At 38.6% G+C, this 21612-nt stretch carries 24 protein-coding genes and 1 pseudogene; 9 read left to right on the forward strand and 16 right to left on the reverse strand.

Annotated features, from left to right (window positions below; genetic code table 11):
- Positions 1 to 2 precede the first annotated feature (2 nt).
- Positions 3 to 380, reverse strand: a complete 378-nt coding sequence (locus ACK1I8_RS20130; protein ID WP_412467056.1) for a hypothetical protein — start codon at positions 378 to 380, stop codon at positions 3 to 5.
- Between the two features lie 283 nt (positions 381 to 663).
- Between ACK1I8_RS20130 and ACK1I8_RS20135 the strand changes: the two genes are divergently transcribed.
- Positions 664 to 894, forward strand: a complete 231-nt coding sequence (locus ACK1I8_RS20135; protein WP_412467057.1) for a response regulator transcription factor — start codon at positions 664 to 666, stop codon at positions 892 to 894.
- A gap of 329 nt (positions 895 to 1223) precedes the next feature.
- On the opposite strand, the gene ACK1I8_RS20140 is transcribed toward ACK1I8_RS20135, so the two are convergent.
- On the reverse strand, positions 1224 to 1394 hold the full coding sequence (locus ACK1I8_RS20140; RefSeq protein ID WP_412467058.1) for a hypothetical protein: 171 nt from the start codon (positions 1392 to 1394) through the stop codon (positions 1224 to 1226).
- A 347-nt stretch (positions 1395 to 1741) separates the two neighbouring features.
- Here ACK1I8_RS20140 and ACK1I8_RS20145 point away from each other — a divergent pair, with 347 nt between their 5' ends.
- Both ACK1I8_RS20145 and ACK1I8_RS20150 read left to right on the forward strand, forming a co-directional pair.
- On the forward strand, positions 1742 to 2776 hold the full coding sequence (locus tag ACK1I8_RS20145; protein WP_412467059.1) for a sensor histidine kinase: 1035 nt from the start codon (positions 1742 to 1744) through the stop codon (positions 2774 to 2776).
- A 54-nt stretch (positions 2777 to 2830) separates the two neighbouring features.
- Complete coding sequence (locus ACK1I8_RS20150; RefSeq protein ID WP_412467060.1) at positions 2831 to 3580, forward strand: LytR/AlgR family response regulator transcription factor; 750 nt, start codon at positions 2831 to 2833, stop codon at positions 3578 to 3580.
- A gap of 70 nt (positions 3581 to 3650) precedes the next feature.
- Here ACK1I8_RS20150 and ACK1I8_RS20155 read toward each other — a convergent pair whose 3' ends face one another.
- The 3 genes from ACK1I8_RS20155 to ACK1I8_RS20165 all read right to left on the reverse strand — a co-directional run bounded on the left by ACK1I8_RS20155 (position 3651) and on the right by ACK1I8_RS20165 (position 7707).
- A complete protein-coding gene (locus ACK1I8_RS20155; RefSeq protein WP_412467061.1) occupies positions 3651 to 4409 on the reverse strand; it encodes a lysophospholipid acyltransferase family protein in 759 nt (252 codons plus the stop codon).
- 58 nt (positions 4410 to 4467) lie between these two features.
- Complete coding sequence (locus ACK1I8_RS20160; protein ID WP_412469395.1) at positions 4468 to 5022, reverse strand: NUDIX domain-containing protein; 555 nt, start codon at positions 5020 to 5022, stop codon at positions 4468 to 4470.
- 198 nt (positions 5023 to 5220) lie between these two features.
- Positions 5221 to 7707 carry a TonB-dependent receptor domain-containing protein gene (locus ACK1I8_RS20165; RefSeq protein WP_412467062.1) on the reverse strand — a complete coding sequence of 829 codons (2487 nt, stop codon included), beginning with the start codon at positions 7705 to 7707 and terminating at the stop codon, positions 5221 to 5223.
- Between the two features lie 245 nt (positions 7708 to 7952).
- Between ACK1I8_RS20165 and ACK1I8_RS20170 the strand changes: the two genes are divergently transcribed.
- Both ACK1I8_RS20170 and ACK1I8_RS20175 read left to right on the forward strand, forming a co-directional pair.
- A complete protein-coding gene (locus ACK1I8_RS20170; protein ID WP_412467063.1) occupies positions 7953 to 8885 on the forward strand; it encodes a 2-hydroxyacid dehydrogenase in 933 nt (310 codons plus the stop codon).
- Positions 8886 to 9165: 280 nt separating this feature from the next.
- On the forward strand, positions 9166 to 9633 hold the full coding sequence (locus tag ACK1I8_RS20175) for an OsmC family protein (RefSeq protein WP_412467064.1): 468 nt from the start codon (positions 9166 to 9168) through the stop codon (positions 9631 to 9633).
- A gap of 71 nt (positions 9634 to 9704) precedes the next feature.
- Here ACK1I8_RS20175 and ACK1I8_RS20180 read toward each other — a convergent pair whose 3' ends face one another.
- Positions 9705 to 11585: a M1 family metallopeptidase gene (locus tag ACK1I8_RS20180; protein WP_412467065.1), complete on the reverse strand. Its 1881-nt coding sequence runs from the start codon at positions 11583 to 11585 to the stop codon at positions 9705 to 9707.
- 267 nt (positions 11586 to 11852) lie between these two features.
- Here ACK1I8_RS20180 and greA point away from each other — a divergent pair, with 267 nt between their 5' ends.
- Together greA and ACK1I8_RS20190 are read left to right on the forward strand one after the other, a co-directional pair.
- The gene (gene greA, locus ACK1I8_RS20185) at positions 11853 to 12326 is read left to right on the forward strand and encodes a transcription elongation factor GreA (protein ID WP_090984552.1); all 474 of its coding nucleotides are present in this window, start codon (positions 11853 to 11855) and stop codon (positions 12324 to 12326) included.
- Between the two features lie 84 nt (positions 12327 to 12410).
- Complete coding sequence (locus ACK1I8_RS20190) at positions 12411 to 12809, forward strand: HIT family protein (protein WP_412467066.1); 399 nt, start codon at positions 12411 to 12413, stop codon at positions 12807 to 12809.
- Between the two features lie 57 nt (positions 12810 to 12866).
- Here the strand turns inward: ACK1I8_RS20190 and ACK1I8_RS20195 are convergent, their stop codons facing one another.
- Positions 12867 to 13736 (reverse strand): hypothetical protein, encoded by an 870-nt coding sequence (locus ACK1I8_RS20195; protein ID WP_412467067.1) that lies wholly within the window; start codon positions 13734 to 13736, stop codon positions 12867 to 12869.
- A gap of 180 nt (positions 13737 to 13916) precedes the next feature.
- Between ACK1I8_RS20195 and ACK1I8_RS20200 the strand changes: the two genes are divergently transcribed.
- Both ACK1I8_RS20200 and ACK1I8_RS20205 read left to right on the forward strand, forming a co-directional pair.
- A complete protein-coding gene (locus ACK1I8_RS20200; protein WP_412467068.1) occupies positions 13917 to 14543 on the forward strand; it encodes an RNA polymerase sigma factor in 627 nt (208 codons plus the stop codon).
- Positions 14540 to 15727, forward strand: coding sequence for a hypothetical protein (locus ACK1I8_RS20205; protein ID WP_412467069.1), 1188 nt, complete (start codon positions 14540 to 14542; stop codon positions 15725 to 15727). Before ACK1I8_RS20200 ends, ACK1I8_RS20205 begins: the two co-directional genes overlap by 4 nt.
- Positions 15728 to 15732: 5 nt before the next feature.
- Here the strand turns inward: ACK1I8_RS20205 and ACK1I8_RS20210 are convergent.
- From ACK1I8_RS20210 to ACK1I8_RS20250, 9 genes and pseudogenes are all read right to left on the reverse strand, one after another.
- A pseudogene (locus ACK1I8_RS20210) lies at positions 15733 to 15909 on the reverse strand (GNAT family N-acetyltransferase); the annotation flags it as partial.
- A 110-nt stretch (positions 15910 to 16019) separates the two neighbouring features.
- Positions 16020 to 16910: a pirin family protein gene (locus ACK1I8_RS20215; RefSeq protein WP_412467070.1), complete on the reverse strand. Its 891-nt coding sequence runs from the start codon at positions 16908 to 16910 to the stop codon at positions 16020 to 16022.
- Between the two features lie 508 nt (positions 16911 to 17418).
- The gene (locus ACK1I8_RS20220) at positions 17419 to 18519 is read right to left on the reverse strand and encodes an NADH:flavin oxidoreductase (RefSeq protein ID WP_412467071.1); all 1101 of its coding nucleotides are present in this window, start codon (positions 18517 to 18519) and stop codon (positions 17419 to 17421) included.
- A gap of 11 nt (positions 18520 to 18530) precedes the next feature.
- Positions 18531 to 18833 carry an ArsR/SmtB family transcription factor gene (locus tag ACK1I8_RS20225; RefSeq protein ID WP_412467072.1) on the reverse strand — a complete coding sequence of 101 codons (303 nt, stop codon included), beginning with the start codon at positions 18831 to 18833 and terminating at the stop codon, positions 18531 to 18533.
- A gap of 384 nt (positions 18834 to 19217) precedes the next feature.
- Positions 19218 to 19688: a hypothetical protein gene (locus ACK1I8_RS20230; RefSeq protein WP_412467073.1), complete on the reverse strand. Its 471-nt coding sequence runs from the start codon at positions 19686 to 19688 to the stop codon at positions 19218 to 19220.
- Between the two features lie 97 nt (positions 19689 to 19785).
- A complete protein-coding gene (locus ACK1I8_RS20235; protein ID WP_412467074.1) occupies positions 19786 to 20187 on the reverse strand; it encodes a winged helix-turn-helix transcriptional regulator in 402 nt (133 codons plus the stop codon).
- Between the two features lie 108 nt (positions 20188 to 20295).
- Positions 20296 to 20490 carry a hypothetical protein gene (locus ACK1I8_RS20240; protein ID WP_090984532.1) on the reverse strand — a complete coding sequence of 65 codons (195 nt, stop codon included), beginning with the start codon at positions 20488 to 20490 and terminating at the stop codon, positions 20296 to 20298.
- A 115-nt stretch (positions 20491 to 20605) separates the two neighbouring features.
- The gene (locus tag ACK1I8_RS20245; protein ID WP_412467075.1) at positions 20606 to 20830 is read right to left on the reverse strand and encodes a CDGSH iron-sulfur domain-containing protein; all 225 of its coding nucleotides are present in this window, start codon (positions 20828 to 20830) and stop codon (positions 20606 to 20608) included.
- A gap of 92 nt (positions 20831 to 20922) precedes the next feature.
- Positions 20923 to 21600 carry a GNAT family N-acetyltransferase gene (locus ACK1I8_RS20250; RefSeq protein ID WP_412467076.1) on the reverse strand — a complete coding sequence of 226 codons (678 nt, stop codon included), beginning with the start codon at positions 21598 to 21600 and terminating at the stop codon, positions 20923 to 20925.
- Between the last annotated feature and the right edge of the window lie 12 nt (positions 21601 to 21612).

Here is a 21612-nt window from a genome sequence, read left to right on the forward strand (position 1 = left end):
TGTTATAAATCTGCGCCATTGCACTGGTCAGGACAACCTTGTCCCCGGTTTCCAATATTGCCCAAATCATCATCGTGGTCAGGCTCACCGTTGCTATTACCCATTCCCGGTATAGTTGGTACCAATAATAAAGTGTTTTTACCTTCGTATGATTCAGGGACACCATCAATTGCTCCTTCTAAATATTGTGCAAAATAAATTCTTAATCCGTCATATTTGCCCTCGCTCATTGATTTTGCAATGTCCAAAATCTGTTCAGCCGGAAACCATACTGCCTTGGTGTAAGATTCTGAAGAAGTTATTCCATCTTTTGCATAAGCAACAACCATAGCCTCTGCAACCTTCGGATCGATAGGTTCCATATTTAATTTTTTACTCATAAAATTTAAATTGTTTGTTTGTAAAAGCCTAAAATCGATAATAATTACTGATCTGTCAAGAAATATTTACAAATAAAATACCGTAAAAACACCCTATTATTTAGGGCGTTTTACACCATCGTTGTATTGCCGGCGCAACTATTTTTGGTATAACATAACAGATTGTTAATCTACCGTTAAAAACAAACTAAGTCTATTCTTAAATGAATAAAGATTTAAATTTTAATATAGGCTGGTGTAGATTGAACACTGATATTAATAGATCTCCTAACTCTCTCAAAAAATGATAAACAACATCCTGTTGCAGGAAAATAACGCTTCGATCAGTGAAAGGGAAGTTGAAATTGTACACCTGTTATCAATGGGTTACAACAGTAAAGAAATAGGCTCAATGCTTTTTATCAGCGAGCACACGGTTAATACGCACCGAAGAAATATGGTAAGAAAGCTTGACCTAAAAAATTCTTATCAATTAATTGTCTGGGCGTTCAAAGAAAGGATATTGTCTCTATAAGAGTCTAAAAAATATATACAACCTCTCAGTCTAAACAAAAAAGCCTGCTATTTGATACTAAAGTCAGGTCAGCAGGCTTTTATTTTAATGGATGTTTTTTATCTGATTAATAGATGCTCTTTTGATATAAAAAAGGCAGAATCATCAATTGAAATTCTTCGTCCTCTTCGGTGAAAGCGGATGACGCAAAATCTTTATAGTTCTTGTTTCCTGTGTATTCTGAACTAAAGAATGGAATGTGCTGCCTTGAAGGGTAACTCTTATCCGATAACTTGGTTGCCAAGTTGTAATTTAGGCCTTTAGTTTCGATTAGCTTAACGATCTTAATTCTATCTGAAAATAGCAGTTGCCTGTTTCACGATAGCACCAGATGTTTTAGTAGGCTTTACAACGATGTCTGTACCATTCTGATTGGTATTAACGGTAAGCGTTAAAATAATCATCATAAATACTGGTAATAACAAAAGTAAAAATGGTGATGTGTTTGCTAACTTTTTCATGATCGATAGTTTTATTTGAGAGATTGTGAAAAGACCATCAGTAATTACCGGTTGATTTCTGAAGTGTATTGCTGATGCTGTTTTCATTTCGTTTTTGTTTTGATGATTCAAAGAAACTCAAGAAAAATAAGCTGATAAAATCTATTATACCAATTGTTCAAGATTCTAGATCAACAGACATTTTTGGCGTTTGTCGATAAAATTCGCCTGTTGGGCCGTTGGTAGAAAAAAAATGCCAGTTGGTAGATTGTGTAAGTAAATCGATAAAACTTTATTTATTTTGTGGCTTGAATGATATGCATTAACTAAACCTATATCGGCATTCATTACAATTTAATATATCTATAATGAAACAAAGTAGGGGGCCATTTATATTACATGCTATTTTTTGGACAATTATCGTGATGATGATTGTAGGAGTGGGTATTTTCGACAATTCCGTACATACCGTTAAAGATTATTTTATAAGTTATATTGTATATGGGATAATCAATATTTCAATTTTCTACATTAATTATATTTTTCTGATTCCTGAACTCATTAAAAAGAGGAAAAAATATTTCATATATGTATTGGTATTTTTATTATTAATCGCGGTATCAGTAGTAGCTAAAACGGCCATAGCTGTATTGTATCCGGATGATGTATTAACTGCAACAAGTGCCAAAGGAAAGCGGATTGATATACCGGTTCATAGTTTTGTTATTATGGTTACTTTCCTGTCCGGCTTTTTCATGATCAGTAGCTGTATCATCAAATTTACTATCGACTGGTTTGCAAGCGAAAGGATTCAGCGTAACCTGGAGAGTGAGCGCCGGGAGATGGAACTTCAGTTTTTAAAATCGCAGTTAAACCCGCACTTTCTTTTCAATTCGTTAAATAATATTTATTCATTGGCCTATCAAAAGTCAGATAAAACAGCTGATGCCATTATGAAGCTTTCTGAAATTATGCGCTACATGATTTACGAAAGTAATACACCAACCGTAGCGCTGAGCAAAGAAGTGGATTATTTAACCAGTTATATCGAACTGCAAAAAATACGGTTTAAAGATGGTGCTTATATCGAACTTAATTTAAACGGCGAGATCGATAATCAGAAAATTGTTCCTTTGATGCTGATTTCTTTTGTGGAAAATGCATTTAAACATGGTGTGGTAACCGATCCGTTAGAACCTGTAAAAATCAATATCATTGCCAATCAGAAGATTTTGCATTTTAGTGTAGTGAATAAAAAGAACCAACAGAATAAGGATGCACAGGGAGGCGTTGGTTTAACCAATGTAGAACGACGGTTACAATTGGTTTATCCTGATAGATATAAATTAAATGTTGTAAATTCGGCTACTCATTATACCTGTGAACTGATGATTGATATATAATCTGCAATAACCAAGCATAAACCGGATATCATCTAATTAAAAAAATAACCTAAAATGAACTTAAACTGTATTGTTGTTGACGATGAGCCTTTAGCGCTTGATATTTTACAGGATTATATTTCTAAAGTGCCTTTTTTAACCTTGGTTAAAAGGTGCGAAAATCCAATTGAAGCTTTGCAGATTGTTCAGGGTGGCGGGATTGATCTGGTATTTTTGGATATTCAGATGCCGGAGTTAACTGGTATTCAGTTTTTAAAAATTGCAGGCAATAAATGTCATTATATATTAACTACTGCTTATCCACAATATGCTTTAGAAAGTTACGACCTCAATGTTTCTGATTATCTGTTGAAACCTATTGCGTTTGATCGTTTTTATAAAGCAGTAGAAAAGGTTCATAATCAGGTGAAACCAGTTGAAGTTCCTGCGAGTGCAGCACAACCCATTGTTACACCTGCGCCCTTTTCGGGCTCACCAAACCCGGTTCAGGATTATATTTTCGTGAAAACGGAACATAAGATCCAGAAAATCTACTTGCATGATATTTTATACATCGAGGGGTTAAAGGACTACATTTCTATTTTTACCAGGGATGAGCGTGTAATCACCTTGCAGAGCATGAAAAAGATGGAAGAAGCCTTACCTCAAAGTCAGTTTATCCGGGTGCATAAATCTTATATTGTTGCGGTTGATAAGATTGAAAGCATTGAGCGTAGCCGCATTACCATTAACCAAAAAACGATTCCGGTAGGCGATACCTACCGCGACGAATTTTTCAGGGTAATTGGAAATAAGAATATTTAGCACGTTTAGGCGATATTAGTTCGGTGTCTGGCATCAATTAAAGAATCCCGACATTTTTTACCCATTCGACCTACAAAACAGCAGGCTGTGCCATTGGTTGACTTAAAACTTTTCTGATTTCGTTTTCTATTTCCAGTGTAATTTCATTCGGTGGTTTTACTCCTGGTTCTATCGGCTTTAAAACTGTCCATTTTAAAGCATTTCCTGTGGTTAAGGGAAACATGCCAAAGCGAACAATTTTCCAAGAATTTTCTATGGCCACCGGAACAATCAAGGCATTGGGTACTATTTTTAAAAGGGTAGCGATACCGCCAAACTGAAATGTTTTCAGTTGTCCGTCTTTGGCACGCGTACCTTCAGGGAAAATAACCGTACTCCAATTATTTTCCTTCATTCTACGGCCAAGTTTGATGATTTCTGAAATGGCCTGCTTATTGTCTTTCCGGTTGATGTTTGCCCCGCCTCCCAAACGCAGGTTGATGGATATAGAGGGAATGCCTTTTGTTAGTTCAATTTTAGAGATAAATTTTGCGCTGTGTTTTCTTAAAAACCAGATTAACGAAGGGATATCGTACATACTTTGGTGGTTTGCTGCAAAAATAATGGGTCTGTTAGTTGGCAGATCGTATTCGTTTTTAAAACTGATTGAATTGAAAAGAAAAAGCTGGCAATAGGTTAGGAAAAAATTAAGGATATCTACCGAAACCTTATGTGCTTTATAACCAAAAAGCTTATAACAAAGCCATTGTATAGGGTGGAAGATACAAAGGGTTAATCCAAATAAAAAATAAAATACAGGGCTTAAAATATATCCGAAAAGCTTACTCATCTGGTTGATTTATTGGATGGCAAAGATAATAATAAATTATTCTGGTTAACTGTCTCCGTTACAATTCCCCATTCAGCATCATGAGCTTTGCCTTTAAAATTGCGGCTACGCTCATCGAATCAGTGATTTTTCCATCTAAAACCATTTGATAGGCCTCATTGAAAGGCAATTTTTTTACAAGGAGTTGTTCGGTTTCTTCAGGCATGGCAATACCTTGAATGAGATCGGTAGCGATATAGATAATACTTAGTTCATCACTTACCGAGTTGGAGAGGTGCATTCTTTGGATCTCCTTCCAGTTTCTGGCACTCATTCCTGTTTCTTCCAATAATTCCCGTCTTGCACTTTCTAAGGGCGCTTCATGGAATGGTCCCCCGCCTTCTGGAATTTCCCAGCTGTAGGCATTTATTGGATATCGGTATTGACCAACCAGCCAGGTATTGTAATTTTCATCTAAAGGAAGTATGCCTATGGCCAGGTTCTTAAAATGAACAGTGCCATAAATTCCCTGGCCACCAGACGGATTAATGACCTGATGTTCCGTTAAACGGATCCAGTTGTTGTCGTATTTTACCTCGCTTTCAAACGTTTTCCAGGGGTTGATCTCTTCCATGGCCGCAAGATAAACAATCATCTTATTTTATCATTGCTGGTTTCTCCAATATCAAAAAAAATGGCTGTATCATAATTTGTAAGTCACGTCCAATTTGTCAATTTGAGCCTGTAGAAACGTCCTTAAGGCATTCATAACAAAATCCTGCAATAAGCTAAGGATGAAAATTTTACCTGCGATACAGCCTTTCTTTGACCATTAAAATGAACCCTCGTCCGGACGGTTGTCCTGCTCTTCTTTTTTCTTCTTATTCGTGCCGGTAAATGTGGTTTTTCCGAAGCGGTAAGAAAAAGTTAAATTTCCCATTGTGCCTTGAAACTGGCGTTCGAAATCAACAATTGTTGCCCGATCTTCAGTGGTCATGCTCCATCTTCTGGTATTAAATATGTCTCTGACATTGAAGCTCAGGGATGCTTTTTTGTTTGGGAAATCGTATTTGGCCCCGCCGTCAATTCCATACATGGCATTACGTTTGCCCTGTGCCATCACTTCTGGTGCCCTGTAATCTCCGCGTACCTGTAACGACAAATTTTTAACTACCGTTAAATTTCCGGTCAGGTTAGCGTTCCAGCTGAAGCCACTGCTTGACGGAATGTCAAATCTTGTATCGCCAGCAAACTTTGCCTGGTAAAGGTTTACGTTTGTAGTGAAATTTAACGCTTTAATGAGGTCAAAACGGCCGATTAATTCTAAACCACTGTTGATCTGATTTGATAAGTTTTGAGGCGTTGAGGTAATAATTCCGTTAACCGGTGTGCTTCTTACGCGCTGAATCACGTCATTGGTTTGACGGAAATACAAGCTCGAAGTTAAGGTTACTTTTTTCCAGTACTTACTATATCCGAGTTCAAAAGAATGTACATCCTCCGGTAATAAATTCGGGTTACCACCCCTGTAATTTAATGGATCAGAAACATCTAAAAATGGATTGGTATCCCAGGGACGCGGACGGTTTACACGACGGGTATAACTCAGTTGAAGCTGATTATCGCCTTTTAGTTTCTGTGTTAAAAATATGCTCGGGTATATCCTTTTGTAATGGATATTTCCTTCGGCAGTGGTTAATGTATTGTTGGTATAGCCTTCCAGATGTGTATCTAAACGTGCATCTTCGCCTCTTAAACCGATCTGGTAGCCAAAATCTTTAATCTGGTTCTGGTAATTGAAATACAGGGCATGCACCTGATCTTTGCTGTCAAAACCATTGATCAATTTGTTGTTTCTAATGTAAATGCTGCTATTGGTTAGGATCGAATCGGCATACTGATCATTTTCACCTAAGCGGATCTGACTGCGATAACCCATTTCAATTTTTCCCGCTTTACCCACAGGCAATGCATAGTCTGTTTGGATATTGTAATTGGTGTTGTTACCGGTATTGAATACGCGCTGCAAACTCAGGGTTTCATCAATGGGCACACCATTACGGTTGGTGGTATTGGTACTGTAATACTGATCGTTATTATTGGTGCCGTAAGAATAGCCAAAATTAAAGGTTAGTTCTTCTTTCGGCTTTTTAAACTTCTGTACATAATCTAAGTTTGCGTCATAACTTGATCCAAAACCATCGGTACTATTTGTTCTATTACTGAGCAGAACGGGTAAACGGTTTTTATCTAATTGTCTGATGTCGAGCTGTTCGTTACGCTCGTTATCTCTTGAGTTAAAGCCACCAGATAAGCTGATTACACTTTTAGGTGCTATATAATAATCTATACCCGCTTTGGCATTATGTCCTTTATCCAATGATCCGGATGTTGTATTTTGACTGGCAAACCTGGTATTTAATGAATCTGATTTATAGGTAATGTCCTGAAAACCACCTCCAATACGATTTCCGTAGCGGTAACCATAGTTTCCATATATATTTACCTTGCTGTTCTGGAAACTTAAGTTGGTATTGGCATTATAATTATCGCGGTTACCTGCAGTTAAGGCAACAGAACCGTTAAAGCCCAATTTTGTATTTTTTTTAAGCACAATATTAATAATACCTGATTGGCCTTCGGCATCGTATTTTGCTGATGGATTGGTGATTACCTCAACACTTTCGATCGAACTGGCCGGGATGGATTGCAGGATTTGCGCTACATTGCCCCCGGCAATAAGAGATGGCTTCCCATCAATTAATACTCTGACACCTGAGGAGCCACGCAAACTTACATTTCCATCCATATCGGTAGAAACAGAAGGCACATTCTGCAATAAATCGCTCGCAGAACCACCCTCGCTGATTACGCTCTGATCTACAGCGAAAATCTTTTTATCGATCCCCATTTGCATGCCCGGTTTTTGTCCGGTTACGGTAATTTCACTCAGTACATTTCCCTTGGCAGGATTCATTTTGATCTCGCCAAAGTTTAAAGTGCCAGTTGTCGCGGTAATGGTCACATTGTCCCTTACCATGGTTTGGTAACCTACAAAACTAATTTTAAAAGTAAAGGTTCCGGCCGGTATATCGGCCATTACAAAAGCTCCGTTTACATCTGTTTGGGCTATTTTTGCGTTTTTGGCCGTAGCTTTATCAATTAAAACCGCGGTAGCAAACGGAATGGTTTCCTGTGTTTTGGCATCTTTCAGTACTCCGGTAATTTTTGCCTTTCCGCTTGTTTGGGCGAAAAGATTAAATGATAAGCTTAAAAATAAAAGGGTAATTTGTATAGTTTTGAATTGTAAAAGTCTCATTAAAAATAAAATTTCGTGTGTTTTTATAAAGGGAGACAAATTAACGGCAACTAAGTTTAATAAACGGGCCGTAACTATTTTATTACAGCCATTTTATAGTAATATTTTTGTGGGTAATCTGCAGTTCACAGTTAACAATCTGCAATTAACAATTATCCGTTTAGCAAAAACTATAAACGAATATTACAATTGAACAATCTTCAAAATGTTACTTTTGTTCATCAAATTGAGCATAGATTAAACAGATGAAAAAAATATTAATTGTTGATGATCTGCACCCTGCCTTTAAAGAGCAGGCCGTTGCCATGGGTTATGAGGTGGATGATGAGCCGCAGATTACCCGTCAACAAACAATGGATAAAATAAAGGATTATACCGGGATTGCCGTTCGTACGAAATTTCGGATCGATGCGGAGATTTTTGCTGCTGCCACCAATTTAAAGTTTGTTGCCAGGGCAGGGGCTGGTTTGGATAATATTGATGATAAAATTGCTTTTGAAAGAAATATCGAACTGATCAATGCACCCGAAGGCAACTGCGATGCTGTCGGCGAGCATGCTACAGGTTTGCTTTTATCGTTGATGAACAATTTTCGCAGAGCTGATATCGAAATCAGAAATGGCGTGTGGGATCGGGAAGGAAACCGGGGCTACGAGTTGAAAGGCAAAAAAGTTGGTATTATCGGTTACGGCTTTATGGGACAAAGCTTTGCTAAAAAACTAGCTGGTTTTGAAGTTGATGTGATGGCTTATGATAAGTATAAAACCGGTTTTTCGGACGCTTTTGCACGTGAGGTAAGTATGGAAGAAATTGTGAAATACAGCGATGTGCTAAGCTTACATATTCCTTTAACAGCAGAAACCAAACAAATGGTAAATGACGAATATTTTTTTCATTTCAAAAAGCCTATCTTTTTTATCAATACCGCCAGAGGAGAAATCGTAAATACGCCTGCTGTGCTAAATGCGATTAAAAACGGGAAAATTTTAGGAGCCGGACTGGATGTGCTGCAAACGGAAAAATTCCCGGCGTTGGGCGAACAGCCCTGGTATGATGAATTAAAGCATAACAATCAGGTTATTTTAACTCCACATGTTGGTGGCTGGACGTTTGATTCGTACCGTAAGATTTCGGAAGTTTTGGCCGATAAGTTAAAAGGGCTTAATTTTAGCTGGTAAGTTCTTGCAGTTTTATGGATGTTTTTGAAGATTTAAAGGAAAGGGCACTCTCCGATTTCGGAAGCCCTTGTTAATAAACCCCGCCTGCAACGGGCAGGTGATAGTACGGAAAGCCCGAAGCGCTGCCGGGTCCTGCTTTTCAAATTAATTATGCCTTATAAACGATCTAGCACTTCTTAGCGATAAGGTTAACATTTTAGCCGGTTTTTGAAACCTGATGCCCATTAAAAAAGTTAATTTTATTTTCTTAAATTGGCTATACAATCTAACCAGTTTTATTATGCCGAAAGATCATTTATATTCGACCACCGTTACCTGGACGGGCAACAAAGGATCAGGTACAATGGATTACCGTTCGTACGATCGTGATTATGTAATTTCTGTTGCGGGGAAAGCCGATATTGCCGGTTCTTCTGATTCTGTTTTTTTGGGCGACAAATCTAAATATAACCCTGAAGATCTTTTATTGTCATCCATTTCCAGCTGCCACATGCTCTGGTATTTACACTTATGCGCTGAAAATGGCATCGTGGTTATTGATTATAAAGATGAAGCGGTAGGTATAATGGAAGAACTGGCTGATGGAAGCGGCCGTTTTAGAGAAGTAACCCTGCATCCTCAGGTTTTGATTGCGGATGAAGCCCACTACGGACTGGCAGAATCGCTACACCGCGAAGCTAATAAAATGTGTTTTATTGCCAATTCTTTGAATTTTCCGGTTAAACATCAGCCAGTTACCAGTTATTAGTTTGCAGTTATTAATTAAGAGTTTTCAGTTGGAAGTTATGGAACTGCCAACTGAAAATTGAGAACTGCCCACTATTTCACTGCCCAGATATTATCGTTTGGCGTGGCATCCATAAAAATTCCGTTATCCAAAGTAACTGATTTTATCTTTTTAGCGGTATTCAGTGCGATACTCAGTTCTTTTTGATTGGCTTTCCAAACTGCCGGACTTTTGTGCCAGGTTTCCGTTTTTCCATCGGTAAAGGTAACAACCACATCAAACGGAATAGCAAATCCGCCTACATTTTTAACGGTTACAATTGATTTTCCTTTTGCAGGCATTACTTTAGTAATGGCTAAATCGAGGTAATTGTTAGTGAAGAACCAATTCTGGAAAAACCAGTTTAAATCTTGCCCCGAACCTGCATTCATGGAGTTAAAATAATCCCATGGAATAGGGTGTTTGCCATTCCAGTTACTCATATAGGTATGCAGTGCTTTTTTAAATAGCTCATCTCCCAACATATCTTTAAGCGCAAGATAAGATAATGAAGCTTTTCCATAAGAATTATTTCCATAACCTGCGCCGGAAACCTGATCAGACATCGAAATGATAGGCTGGTCTTCTTCTGCAGATTTATCGTTGATATAGTTGTTCACTCTAAATTTCCTGTAAAAATCGTCAGCAGCCTGTTTGCCATGTTCGGCAATGCCGATTAAATATTCGAATGTGGTAGCCCATCCTTCATCCATATAGGCATAACGGGTTTCATTGATACCCATATAAAAAGGAAAATAGGTGTGGGCAACCTCATGGTCCTGAACCAACTGTGCAAATACCGGATCGCCAAACTGCGAATCATTCACCATCATCGGATATTCCATATCGGCAAAACCCTGAAAAGCAATGGTTTTTACATAAGGATAGGGGATACCAGGCCAATTGTTCGAGAACCAATCTAAAGCATTAAGATTGTATTTAACCGAATTGATAAAATCTGTTCCTGTAGTTGGGTTATAGGCAGCCTGCGCGCTAGCACGGCGGTTGGTCTTTTTATCTACAATTACACTGGCCCCATCCCAAACATAGTGGTTACTTAAAGCGAAAGTGACATCGGTAATGTGATTTACGGCAAACTTCCAGGTATTCCAGTCTTTTTGCTGTGTTACTTTGCCATCCTTCATTTCCTGCTCGGTAGCGATATGGATTACTTCGTTGCCGTTGTACGATTTTTTTAAACGTGCAGAAATCTCCGGCTGCAATACCTCATCCGGATTCAGGAAATCGCCTGTGGCATAAACCACGTAATTTTTTGGGGCCTTAATTGAGAATTCATAATCGTTAAAATCATTATAAAATTCAGCTCTATCGGTGTGTGGAATGCGGTCCCAACCGTTATAATCATCATATACCGATATGCGCGGGTAACTGTAAGCCACAAAAAAGGAATTTGGATCAATCTGTCCTTCTCGTCCGCTTTCTTTTGACAAGGGATAATCCCACTCCATTTTAACGGTGATTTTAGATTTTGGTAACAAAGGTTTTTTTAACGGAACGTTAGCAACCGTTCCCCAGTTTTTGCTATCTACCTTATATTTTTGACCATCTACCGAAAAAGCGGTAATATTTAAGCCTGTACTCAAAAAATCTTCACTTACCGCGCCACTTCTTGGCGAAGTGGCTTTATGCAGGTTGTTTACAAAACGGATGGCCAGGTTTTTTAAGGTATCAGAACTGTTGTTGCTGTATAAAATTTCTTCTTTACCGCTAACCACTTTGGTTTCGGCATTTACCTGGATATCCATATTGTATTTGCCATGGTTTTGCCAGTAATTTGGGCCAGGTTTCCCGTTCAGTGATCGCGTACCCTTCGCATAGGCCGCTTTAATATTCCGGGGCATGTAAAGCTCCTGTGCAAAAACCGTATAAAAACTCAAACACAAGAGCAGGGCAGTAGAAAATAAATTTTTCATTTTTTAAGAATAATTTAAGCTAAATTAAAACTAATGATTGGATTTTGAATGCCTGTATGTTACTTATCTGGTTGATTTCTCTTATTACTTAAGCAGGTTGGTGTAAAAAAAGACTGTGTAAATCTAAAATTACGTTAAATCTAATCTTTTATTTGCTTTTATAATTTCCACATTTTATCTTCGTTATAATTGAAGCAAGACTATGTAGCAAACCAACTATATAGTCTTGTTTGTTTTTTATAGCGTTTGAATTAAATTAATAGAGCAATGACAGAGGTAACATACTACACCCAAGAGGGGTTAGATAAATTAAAGGAAGAAGTTCATTATTTAACCACCACCGGTCGTCAGCTTATATCTAAAGCAATTGCAGAAGCGAGGGATAAAGGTGATTTATCGGAGAATGCAGAATACGATGCGGCCAAAGAGGCGCAGGGGCTGCATGAAGCGAAAATAGCTAAATTACAGAATACATTGGCAAATGCACGTTTGATCGATGAGTCGCGTTTGGACTTGTCAAAAGTATTGGCATTGTCTATTGTAAAAATAAAAAATGTTAAAAATGGGGCAACCATGACCTACCAATTGGTAGCAGAAAGTGAAGCCGATCTGAAAACTGGAAAAATATCGGTTAAATCGCCGATTGCACAGGGCTTATTGGGAAAATCGGTAGGAGAACTTGCTGAAATCGAAGTGCCTGCCGGCAAAATGCAGTTTGAAGTTTTAGAGATATCCAGATAAGGTAGAAGGCGGAGGGTTTAAGGCTGAAGGTCAGACACTCCGCATAAGAACACTAAAGCTTACACCCTAAACCCTACACCACAAATGACTATCTTTTCAAAAATCGTCGCAGGAGAAATCCCTGCTCATGTTGTTGCTGAAACTGTAGAATATTTAGCATTTCTAGATGTTTCGCCATTAACGGCCGGCCATGTGCTGGTTATCCCGAAAATTGAAGTGGATTACCTCTTCGATATGGAAGAAGACCTGTATGTTGGCTTGTGGATGTTTGCTAAAATCGTAGCGAAAGGAGTAAAAATTGCATTTCCATGCAAAAAAGTTGGCGTATCGGTAATTGGATTGGAAGTGCCGCATGCACATATTCATTTAATTCCGATGAATAATGTAAGCGACATGAATTTCAGCAAAGAAAAGTTAAAACCAAGCAGTGAAGAATTGGCTGAAGCAGCTGAAAAAATTAAACAAGCCTTATTAGAGGTATAAAAAAGGCCGGCTGTAAAAACACAGCCGACCATTCTATTTGCCTGACCCCAAATATTTTTATTGAGCAGGAGCAACTGTGGTTGTGGTTGAAACATAAGGCCAAACCGAGCCTGGGGCTGCTGTTCCCGGGATAGTAATCCCTTTATTATCGCCTCTTTTGGTATCGGATACAAAGTAATACAATGGCCATCCTTTGTAGGTAAGTTGTTTTTTATTCACGCTGGTTACGGTAATTACACTTAGATCAGTTTTTGCAATCACCGATGGAACATTCAGTATTTCAGAAGTATAAACCGGCCAAATTCCTTCCTGTGTTGTACCTTTTGTATAGGTGTTTACTCCGTTTTTATCAGGGGCAAAAGCGTAAAGTGTTCTGCCAAAGGCATCTGTAAAGTATTTAGTAAGGCCAGTTCCCTCTACATAAGCACTGGTATAGCTTTTGGTATCAGCACCTACCAATTGCGCATTGGCCAGCATCAAAGAATAATCAGGTTTTGCCACAAACCAGATGCCACCAACTCCGTCGCCCTTAATGTCGCCTTTAGCGGCGTCACCCGCAAAATAATAAAGCGGATAACCACGGTAAGTACTTTGTTTACGTCCATCAGTGCGGGTAACCTCACCCACTTCCGATTTGTTCAGGCTTAAATCTGTACTGGCATCGGCACTGTAATAAAGTGGCCAATTGGTTTCGCAACCATTTGTACAAGTCGGCACGCCTGCAGCATCATTGGCAAAAAAGTATAAGGTTTTACCGTCTTTATCTGTTAATACTGATCCGAATTTGGCATCCGTTGCCAGCTGGATCCCTTTATTGTTATTAACAGGTGGATTTGTAGAGTCGTCTGAACCACTTTTTTTACAGGCGGTGAATACTACAGCTATACAAAGTACAGCCAATAGATTTCTTTTTAAGTAGATTAGCATAAGATTTTGTTTTAAGTTTAATAAAATTTATATGCCGCTATTACGCCTACAAGTTTTAAATGGTTGCTTCCCTGTTGGAGATTTTTAAACCAAAATGAATAATATAAAATATTTTTAAAATTGATTTTTGAAGCAACCTTTCGTTGTTCCTCATCGTAATGTGTTTAGAAAGGAGAGTTTGTGACCGCTAAGCGCGACAAAGAAGATATTCTTATACAAAAGTATATTCAGGGCTGCATTAGAAATGAAAGAGATAGTCAGAAAGCGCTATATCAACATTTCTATAGCTTTGCTATGGGTATCTGTTTGCGTTATGCAAACGACCGTTTGGATGCTGCGGGAATTTTGAACGATGGCTTTTTTAAAGCTTTTAAGAACATTGCCAAATATGAGCCTACCAAAGCTTTTTTACCCTGGTTAGGGCGTATTATCACCAATACTGCTATCGATTATTATCGAGCCAATCTAAAATTTGCAGATCATGCAGATATTATTGATCATGAAAATGTGGTGCAGGTTGGTTCTGTATATGATCAACTGGCTTATCAGGATTTATTAGCACTGGTGCAAAAACTAAGTCCGGGCTACCGTACCGTATTTAACCTCTTTGCCATAGACGGGTATCCGCATGAAGAAATTGCCGAAATGCTGGGAATATCGGTAGGCGCATCAAAATCTAATTTATTCAAGGCAAGGCAAAAACTACAGGAAATGTTAAAATCTACGGAGGCGAAAACTTACCAGGTAAGGAGTTCGGAAGTAGACAGAGACCTTTTACAGGTAAGGTTAAACACAAATATGCAATGAAAGAGGGAAAAGATATAGATAAATTATTTAAGGATGGATTAGAAAATCCCGATCTTCCTTTTAATGATTTAGATTGGGATAATTTGGAGGAAAGATTGTATCCATCACCAAAAAGGAGGGTCGTACCAATAATATGGTTAACTGCTGTGGCTGGGATAGCTGCAATGTTTCTGGTGGTGTATTTGTTAGTTAAGCCTAAAGCTGATCAGTCCCAGAATAATCAGGTTAAAACCAGAACGGAGAAAAACAATCATACTGATAAGTCTTTAAATGATCAGGAAGAGTTCATTAAAAAGCCAGCAGATGAAAATGGTCCTGCAGGAAATGAAAAGGGAAGCATACTGGCCGACAATCGTAATACAGGCAAAGCCGCTAATGTACAAAAGGGAGCGGAGGTACAATTTACAAAGGCAAATTCACTAAAAATTATAGAAACAGGTAATGATCATAGTTCCCAGTTAGCTGATGTAATTCATAAACCGGAAACAAAAACTGAAAAGGAATCAAATGAATTTGAAGCACAAAAGCTTGTCTTTGAGCCTGCTCATAAAGATACGGTAAAAATAAAAGATATAATTTTTAAGAAAAACCCCCGATTGATCTTAAGTATTCTGGTTGCACCGGATTTAACCAGCGTACAAAAATCAGGGCAAAGTAGCTTAAGTGGCGGTTTTGGTCTGGAAGCGACGGTTATCCTGACAAAAAAATGGAGTGTTACCACCGGCGCGTCTTACGCAAAGAAAATTTACGATTCGGATTTTAGTTTATACAAACCCAACACTAATTATGTATTTGGTATAAAACCATCAAACATCCACGCCAATTGTGACGTACTGGATATTCCGATCAATTTAAATTATGAAGTATTTGATAACCGGCGTAATGTTGTTTCTGTAAGTGCTGGTTTATCCAGTTATATCATGTTGAAAGAGAAATATAGTTTTTCTTACAATGGCACTTATCAAGGTCCGCAAAATTACGAAGTAAGGAATCAGAATCAGCATTACTTAGGTGTAGCCAATGTTGGTGTAGCGTTTCAGCACAAAATCAATCATAATTTAAGCATTAGTGCTAAACCTTTTATGAAAATCCCGTTAACGGATATCGGTTATGGAAATACCCGTCTATCCTCAACTGGCGTGGCTATTTCGGTAAATATGAATCTGCTTGGCGGAAGGAACTAATTTAATTAAAATAGCACGTCTTGAATTTCGGGTGTTTTATCAAAAAACACTTTTGCAAATGGACAAAGGGGGAGGATTTTTATTTTATTTTCTCTGGCATAATTTACAGCTGCCATTACTAGTTTTTTTCCTACGCACCGGCCGGCAAAATCTGTATAGACTTCGGTATGATCAATAATGAATTTGCCGGGACCAGCCCAAACCTATGCTAAAAGGCCTGCTTGTATCCCATTATCCAAAGCTTCGAACTGACCTTTCCCTTCGCTGTTAGTCTGTTGTATTTCCATCAAATTTATTTCTTAAGGTATGGATTTTGATTGGGTAAGGGCACAAAATCGGTTTCTCCCGGTACAGGTTTAAAAGCTTGTTCCAGCCATTTGATTTTAGCTTTTTCAATTAATTCCCTGTCAGAGGCAACAAAGTTCCAATACATAAAACGTTCTTCAGGAAAAGGTTCGCCCCCGAAAATATAAACCGTGGTATTTTCATGCATGGTGAATTCGCACAGTTTAGCGTCATTGGCAATCAAAATCAAACGCGGTTCAAAAATATTCCCTTCACTTTCAATGGCACCCTCTAAAATATATAATGCACTTTCGCCAAACAGGTAATCTCCAATGTTTACTTTCTGGCGCTTAGTGCTTTTTAGCTCTAAGAAATATAAGGGACTGTACACCGGAACCGGAGACTGATATCCAAAAGCTGCTCCGGCAATCAATTTAAAATGGACACCATCCCGGGTCCAGCTTGGAATATCTGCCCCTTCTACATGACAAAACTCAGGCTCCATTTGTTCCAGATCTTTCGGTAAGGCCACCCAGATCTGCAGGCCATGAAGCATCTTATCAGTATGGCGGAGGTACTTGGGAGTTCTTTCTGAATGTACAATGCCACTGCCGGAGGTCATCCAGTTTACCTGCCCGGGTTTGATTACAATATCAGATCCCAAACTGTCTTTATGCGTAATCTCACCCTCGAACAAGAACGTTAAGGTAGATAGGCCAATGTGCGGATGGGGCGGAACATCAAGGTTCTCATGATCGCTCATTGCGGCTGGGCCCATATGATCAATAAATGAAAATGGTCCAACCATACGTTTCTCTCGGAAAGGCAGCAGTCTGCCAACCATGAAATTGCCAATATTTGCGGGCCTTTCTTCGATAATGAGTTTAATGTTCGACATAGCAGGATCAATTTTTTGATGTGAATTTAAAGAAAAAAATCATAAGGCAGATTGGTTAGGTAATAGCTGACATCATAGAATAAGGATTAAGTCTTTTTGGAAAGCAATTGCAGAAGCTTTTAGGTTATTGTAGTCCCGCTCCCGCTTCTGCCAATCGGAAGGAATTGGCATCCCGCTACGATCGGGTTTAGATGGCTACGGGAATGCAACTATCCAAGGTAAAATAAACCCGACCGGCAGCGTTTTCCGGGCTTTTTGAGCCGGATTAAGCCAAGGGCGGGGCTGGAGTAACCGAAGCACTACAGGTATTGCTTTCTATGATAGAAAAAGTTTCACGTCTTCAGTATTTCCATCGAATAAAATAATTTCTTTCCGTTATTGATAACACCAGAGGTCGCCAATAGAACTCTCCGTTTCACTGTGCTGCAGTCGAGATGACGGCAACCTCATTTAACAAAAAAGCATCCCATTCGGGATGCTTTTAAACTCAAAGAGAAAAACATGGTTTTTACACCAACTGCATTAAAGCTTCTTTGCTAAAGCCTTTCAGTTCTGCTAAACGGTTGTGTTTAATCTTTTCTACCCAGTTCGGATCTGCCAAAAGCGGACGGCCGACAGCTACTAAATCAAAATCGCCACGGTCCATTCTGCGTACCAGTTCATCCAGTGAGCTAGGCTGTGAACTTTGGCCTGCAAAGGCTCCAAAGAAATCACCATCTAAACCTACTGAACCCACCGAAATAGTGGCTTTACCTGTAACTTTTTTCGCCCATCCGGCAAAATTTAGGTCAGAACCTTCAAACTCAGCTTCCCAGAAACGGCGTTGTGAGCAATGAAAAATATCTATGCCGGCTTCTGCAAGTGGCGTTAACCATTGTTCCATTTCCTGCTCGTTTTTAGCTAATTTAAAATCATAGGCAGCAGGTTTAAACTGTGATAAGCGGATAATCAAGGCAAAATCTTCACCAACCCTTTTACGCACTTCCTTAATTACCTCAACCGCAAAACGGGTACGCTCGGCCAGGGTTTTACCGCCGTAAATATCGTTGCGGTTATTGGTCGCATCCCAAAAAAACTGATCAATCAGATACTGGTGAGCTCCATGTATTTCTACGGTATCAAAACCTAGAGCCTTCGCATCAGCAGCTGCCTGACCAAAAGCGGCAATGGTATCGGCAATGGCAGCATCCGTCATCGGTACACCATTTTCAAAACCTGGTTTGTTTAAACTTGAAGGGCCTTCGAAAGGTGCACCTGGCAACCAGCCTGATGCGTGGTTTTCCATAATCCCCTGGTGCCAGATCTGAGGACCCATTTGCCCGCCGGCCTGGTGAACTTCATGAATGACCTGTTGCCATCCTGCTAAAGCTTCGGCACCATAAAAATGTGGAATATTGGGGTCTGCGGAAGAAGATGGGCGGTTAATTACTGTTCCTTCTGACAAAATTAAACCTACTTCGCCGGCTGCTCTTTTTGCATAATAAGTAGCAACCTCAGGTGTTGGCACCCCGCCGGGAGAAAATGATCTCGTCATAGGTGCCATTACGATTCTATTTTTGATATTTAAAGTTTTGAGGCTAAATGGCCTGAATAAACTATCTGTATTCATATATTTCTAAATTATATTTCGGTATTAATGATATCGCTTAACTTTTTTAAGCCTTCTTTATTGCGTTTGTAATAAGTCCATTGGCCCTGGCGGGTAGAACTGATTAAATCAGCACGCTGTAAAATAGACAGGTATTCGGAAATGGTACTTTGTGATAAGCCACTTTTAATCTGAATCTGCCCAACACAAACACCAACATTTTCAAAATCGGCATTTGGCTGTTCCGGAAAATGTAACTCAGGCGCTTTTAACCAGGTTAAAATCTGTAAGCGGGTTTTGTTGGAAAGGGCTTTAAATATTTCTACTTGATCCATGGTACAAATATATATCGACTTTTCCCGATATGCCAATTAAATAATTAAAGTTTACAATTGGATGTAAAACTTATGCATGATAAAGGGAGTGTATAAGGCCTTGGAAAATTGTGATTAACTTGAGAAAGTGCGTCATTCCCGCACAGGAGGCAATCTTAATGAAGCATACAGACCTGCTAAAAGTATTACGATTCCCATCCGATAGCAATCGGATCAAGTTGGGAATGACGCGTTGCCAGAATTGTTTTTAAATTTTTTAGTCAGCTAAAAAGCAAAAAAAACGGGGATAAATCATACCGACCTATCCCCGTCATCTAAATTAACGCTCTCATGTATATAAACAACCAAAAACGCGATTTATTATATTTGAAGTAAAATATTTTTTTATTTTTTTGTTGCAGGCTTTTTTGCTGCTGTTTTTGTTTTCTTTTCGGTTATCGGTTCTGCTCCTGTTGTTTCAGTTTTTTTCTTTGCAGGCGCTTTAGCTTTTTTAACTTCTGCTTTAAGCGGTTCAGTTGTTTCGGCTTTCTTTTTAGAAGGGGTTTTTACTTTTTTTACCTCATTTTCAGGTGCTTCAGCAATAGTTTCTTCTTTAGGTGCTACTGTTTTTTGCGTATCGTTTTGTTGCAGGTAGTTGGCCAGAATCTGTTTTAAATATACCTCTGGTTTAGGCATATTGATGATGGTTCCTGGTTCTTTATCCTGAGATTGTTTAATATAAGCTGATTTAATTTTGCCCCAATCTTTAGAATAAAGCCTGATAAACATTTCTACAAATTGTTCGTCTGTATATTTTTTAGGCAACCTACCCAGCACTGCCTGAATTTTTTCTTCTTTTCTATGTAATACCGCCATGGATTTTATTTTCTGTAAAGATAGCCGAATTTTATCATTATCAGTTTTTTGCTTTTTTAAAGGTAAACTGAACGGTGTTGGGCGTTATACCTGGGCCCTATAATGAAGCTGTTAATTCTGCAACTGTGGATTCGGTCTTTCTATTTTTAACCAACCTTTCGCGATGTTTTAAGCCCCAATCTTTTAACTCATTAATTACCCGGTCAAGCGATTCACTGTAAGGTGTGAGTTCGTAAGTTACAATAACGGGAGCGGTAGAAAATACCTTTCGGACCAGAAACTCATTTAATTCCAGATCTTTAAGTTCTTTCGATAATATTTTGGGCGTAATTTCACCAAGCGATTTCTGGATTTCATTAAATCGCTTAGGGCCGTCCTGCAAAGCAATAATCAATGGAAGTTTCCACTTCCCATTTAATACATACAGGGCATCTTTTACCGCATTTAGGCTTGCCGCACAGCTTTCTTTATTATGGTCTTGTCTTCTTGGTCCCATCATACAAAGTTACAAGCTTTAATTGAGGGTGCTACTATCTTTTTGAATATCAGTAGCTATTGAATAGTTGTCGGTAAATTTCACGAAGACAGTAGCACCAAACTTCATTAATTACTTCTTCCAGCCTTTTTGCATCTTTTTGTATGCTTTTTTACTGATTTTTGACTTCTTCTTTGATCTAGATTTGCCTTTTTTCTTTCGGGCATTAATGTTGTTTACCAAGGAGTTTTTAACGCCTAACTTATTCTTTTTTTTGCCTTTCTTTTTGTCCTTTTTCTTTTTGCTTTTTTTCTTCTCTTTTGCCATGATGTTGATTATTTATTCATTTAACACCAAATGGCATAAAAAGGTTGAGGTAAAAATGAAGCCTGAAACAAAAAGCACCAACCTTGGGAAGATTGATGCTTTTAAATGCTGTTTATTAAACTTTTTTTGGCGGAAGATCAAATGCAATGGCGTCATGCTCAAAATGGCCTTTATGGGCGCCGTCGCAAAAAGGTTTGTTTTTTGATAAACCACAACGGCAGATCGATACTACTTCTCTGCCCTGCAGGCCATAAGTATTTCCGTTTCTATCTACTATTTCGAAATCGCCCTCTATTTTAACAGAGCCGTTATTGTTAATGGTAAGTTTTGTTTTTGACATGTATGTTTTAATTTGGTGCAAAACTAAAACATCAGCACATTAATTTCGGATCGGTTTTCTATTTAGAAACATTCTCTTCTTGGTTTAAGCTTCTATTTTTTGATGACGTATGCTATCATATCTGTTCTGATTTCAAAACCAAGTTTTTGGTAAAGTTTAATAGCGCCCTCATTGTCATTTCTGACATGTAGAAAAGGGATTTCAGAACGGTTCAGTATGCGTTTAATCTGTTCCTGTAAAATTTTATAGGCATAACCTTTGCCTAAATGCTCAGGGTGCGTACAAACGGCACTCACTTCACGATAGGGGCGCGGGAAAAACCGGTGACCGGCCATGGCAGCCAGCTTACCTTCTGCAAATATGCCTGTGTAATTGCCAAGTTCGATGGTTTTGGCCAGAAACGGTCCGGGTTTGGTCAGTTCTACCAGGTTAATCATTTCTTTAACATGTTTCAGATCAAGGTCGGTTATTCCTGTTGCATCTGCTGTTGGTATTTCTCTGCCACGAAAAATAAATTGAAACATGTCGATCTGGTTTAAAAGTTTCCACTGTCGGGGTATCTCTACTGGTGTTTTTGAGAAAAATACAAAAAGGCTTTCTAACGGACTGATCTGATAGAGTGTGTTTAGATTTTCCTGCGAATTATCTTTCAGGCCGGCAAATGCGGTGATATCTTCAACGTAATATTTTACCTGATCGGTTCCTTTTGAGATATGGCTATGCCCTGATGTTAAGGCATAATAAATCGGATTATCCAATACTTGTTCCATCTGACAAAGATA

Origin of the sequence: Pedobacter sp. KLB.chiD (assembly GCF_047040275.1) — a bacterium.
Classification (GTDB): Bacteria; Bacteroidota; Bacteroidia; order Sphingobacteriales; family Sphingobacteriaceae; genus Pedobacter.

Excerpts from the sequence above, each read along its gene's own strand:
- ACK1I8_RS20130 (WP_412467056.1), bottom strand. The coding sequence starts at position 380 with ATGAGTAAAAAATTAAATATGGAACCTATCGATCCGAAGGTTGCAGAG.
- ACK1I8_RS20135 (WP_412467057.1), top strand. The coding sequence starts at position 664 with ATGATAAACAACATCCTGTTGCAGGAAAATAACGCTTCGATCAGTGAA.
- ACK1I8_RS20140 (WP_412467058.1), bottom strand. The coding sequence starts at position 1,394 with ATGAAAAAGTTAGCAAACACATCACCATTTTTACTTTTGTTATTACCA.
- ACK1I8_RS20145 (WP_412467059.1), top strand. The coding sequence starts at position 1,742 with ATGAAACAAAGTAGGGGGCCATTTATATTACATGCTATTTTTTGGACA.
- ACK1I8_RS20150 (WP_412467060.1), top strand. The coding sequence starts at position 2,831 with ATGAACTTAAACTGTATTGTTGTTGACGATGAGCCTTTAGCGCTTGAT.
- ACK1I8_RS20155 (WP_412467061.1), bottom strand. The coding sequence starts at position 4,409 with ATGAGTAAGCTTTTCGGATATATTTTAAGCCCTGTATTTTATTTTTTA.
- ACK1I8_RS20160 (WP_412469395.1), bottom strand. The coding sequence starts at position 5,022 with ATGGAAGAGATCAACCCCTGGAAAACGTTTGAAAGCGAGGTAAAATAC.
- ACK1I8_RS20165 (WP_412467062.1), bottom strand. The coding sequence starts at position 7,707 with ATGAGACTTTTACAATTCAAAACTATACAAATTACCCTTTTATTTTTA.
- ACK1I8_RS20170 (WP_412467063.1), top strand. The coding sequence starts at position 7,953 with ATGAAAAAAATATTAATTGTTGATGATCTGCACCCTGCCTTTAAAGAG.
- ACK1I8_RS20175 (WP_412467064.1), top strand. The coding sequence starts at position 9,166 with ATGCCGAAAGATCATTTATATTCGACCACCGTTACCTGGACGGGCAAC.
- ACK1I8_RS20180 (WP_412467065.1), bottom strand. The coding sequence starts at position 11,585 with ATGAAAAATTTATTTTCTACTGCCCTGCTCTTGTGTTTGAGTTTTTAT.
- greA (WP_090984552.1), top strand. The coding sequence starts at position 11,853 with ATGACAGAGGTAACATACTACACCCAAGAGGGGTTAGATAAATTAAAG.
- ACK1I8_RS20190 (WP_412467066.1), top strand. The coding sequence starts at position 12,411 with ATGACTATCTTTTCAAAAATCGTCGCAGGAGAAATCCCTGCTCATGTT.
- ACK1I8_RS20195 (WP_412467067.1), bottom strand. The coding sequence starts at position 13,736 with ATGCTAATCTACTTAAAAAGAAATCTATTGGCTGTACTTTGTATAGCT.
- ACK1I8_RS20205 (WP_412467069.1), top strand. The coding sequence starts at position 14,540 with ATGAAAGAGGGAAAAGATATAGATAAATTATTTAAGGATGGATTAGAA.
- ACK1I8_RS20215 (WP_412467070.1), bottom strand. The coding sequence starts at position 16,910 with ATGTCGAACATTAAACTCATTATCGAAGAAAGGCCCGCAAATATTGGC.
- ACK1I8_RS20220 (WP_412467071.1), bottom strand. The coding sequence starts at position 18,519 with ATGAATACAGATAGTTTATTCAGGCCATTTAGCCTCAAAACTTTAAAT.
- ACK1I8_RS20225 (WP_412467072.1), bottom strand. The coding sequence starts at position 18,833 with ATGGATCAAGTAGAAATATTTAAAGCCCTTTCCAACAAAACCCGCTTA.
- ACK1I8_RS20230 (WP_412467073.1), bottom strand. The coding sequence starts at position 19,688 with ATGGCGGTATTACATAGAAAAGAAGAAAAAATTCAGGCAGTGCTGGGT.
- ACK1I8_RS20235 (WP_412467074.1), bottom strand. The coding sequence starts at position 20,187 with ATGATGGGACCAAGAAGACAAGACCATAATAAAGAAAGCTGTGCGGCA.
- ACK1I8_RS20240 (WP_090984532.1), bottom strand. The coding sequence starts at position 20,490 with ATGGCAAAAGAGAAGAAAAAAAGCAAAAAGAAAAAGGACAAAAAGAAA.
- ACK1I8_RS20245 (WP_412467075.1), bottom strand. The coding sequence starts at position 20,830 with ATGTCAAAAACAAAACTTACCATTAACAATAACGGCTCTGTTAAAATA.
- ACK1I8_RS20250 (WP_412467076.1), bottom strand. The coding sequence starts at position 21,600 with ATGGAACAAGTATTGGATAATCCGATTTATTATGCCTTAACATCAGGG.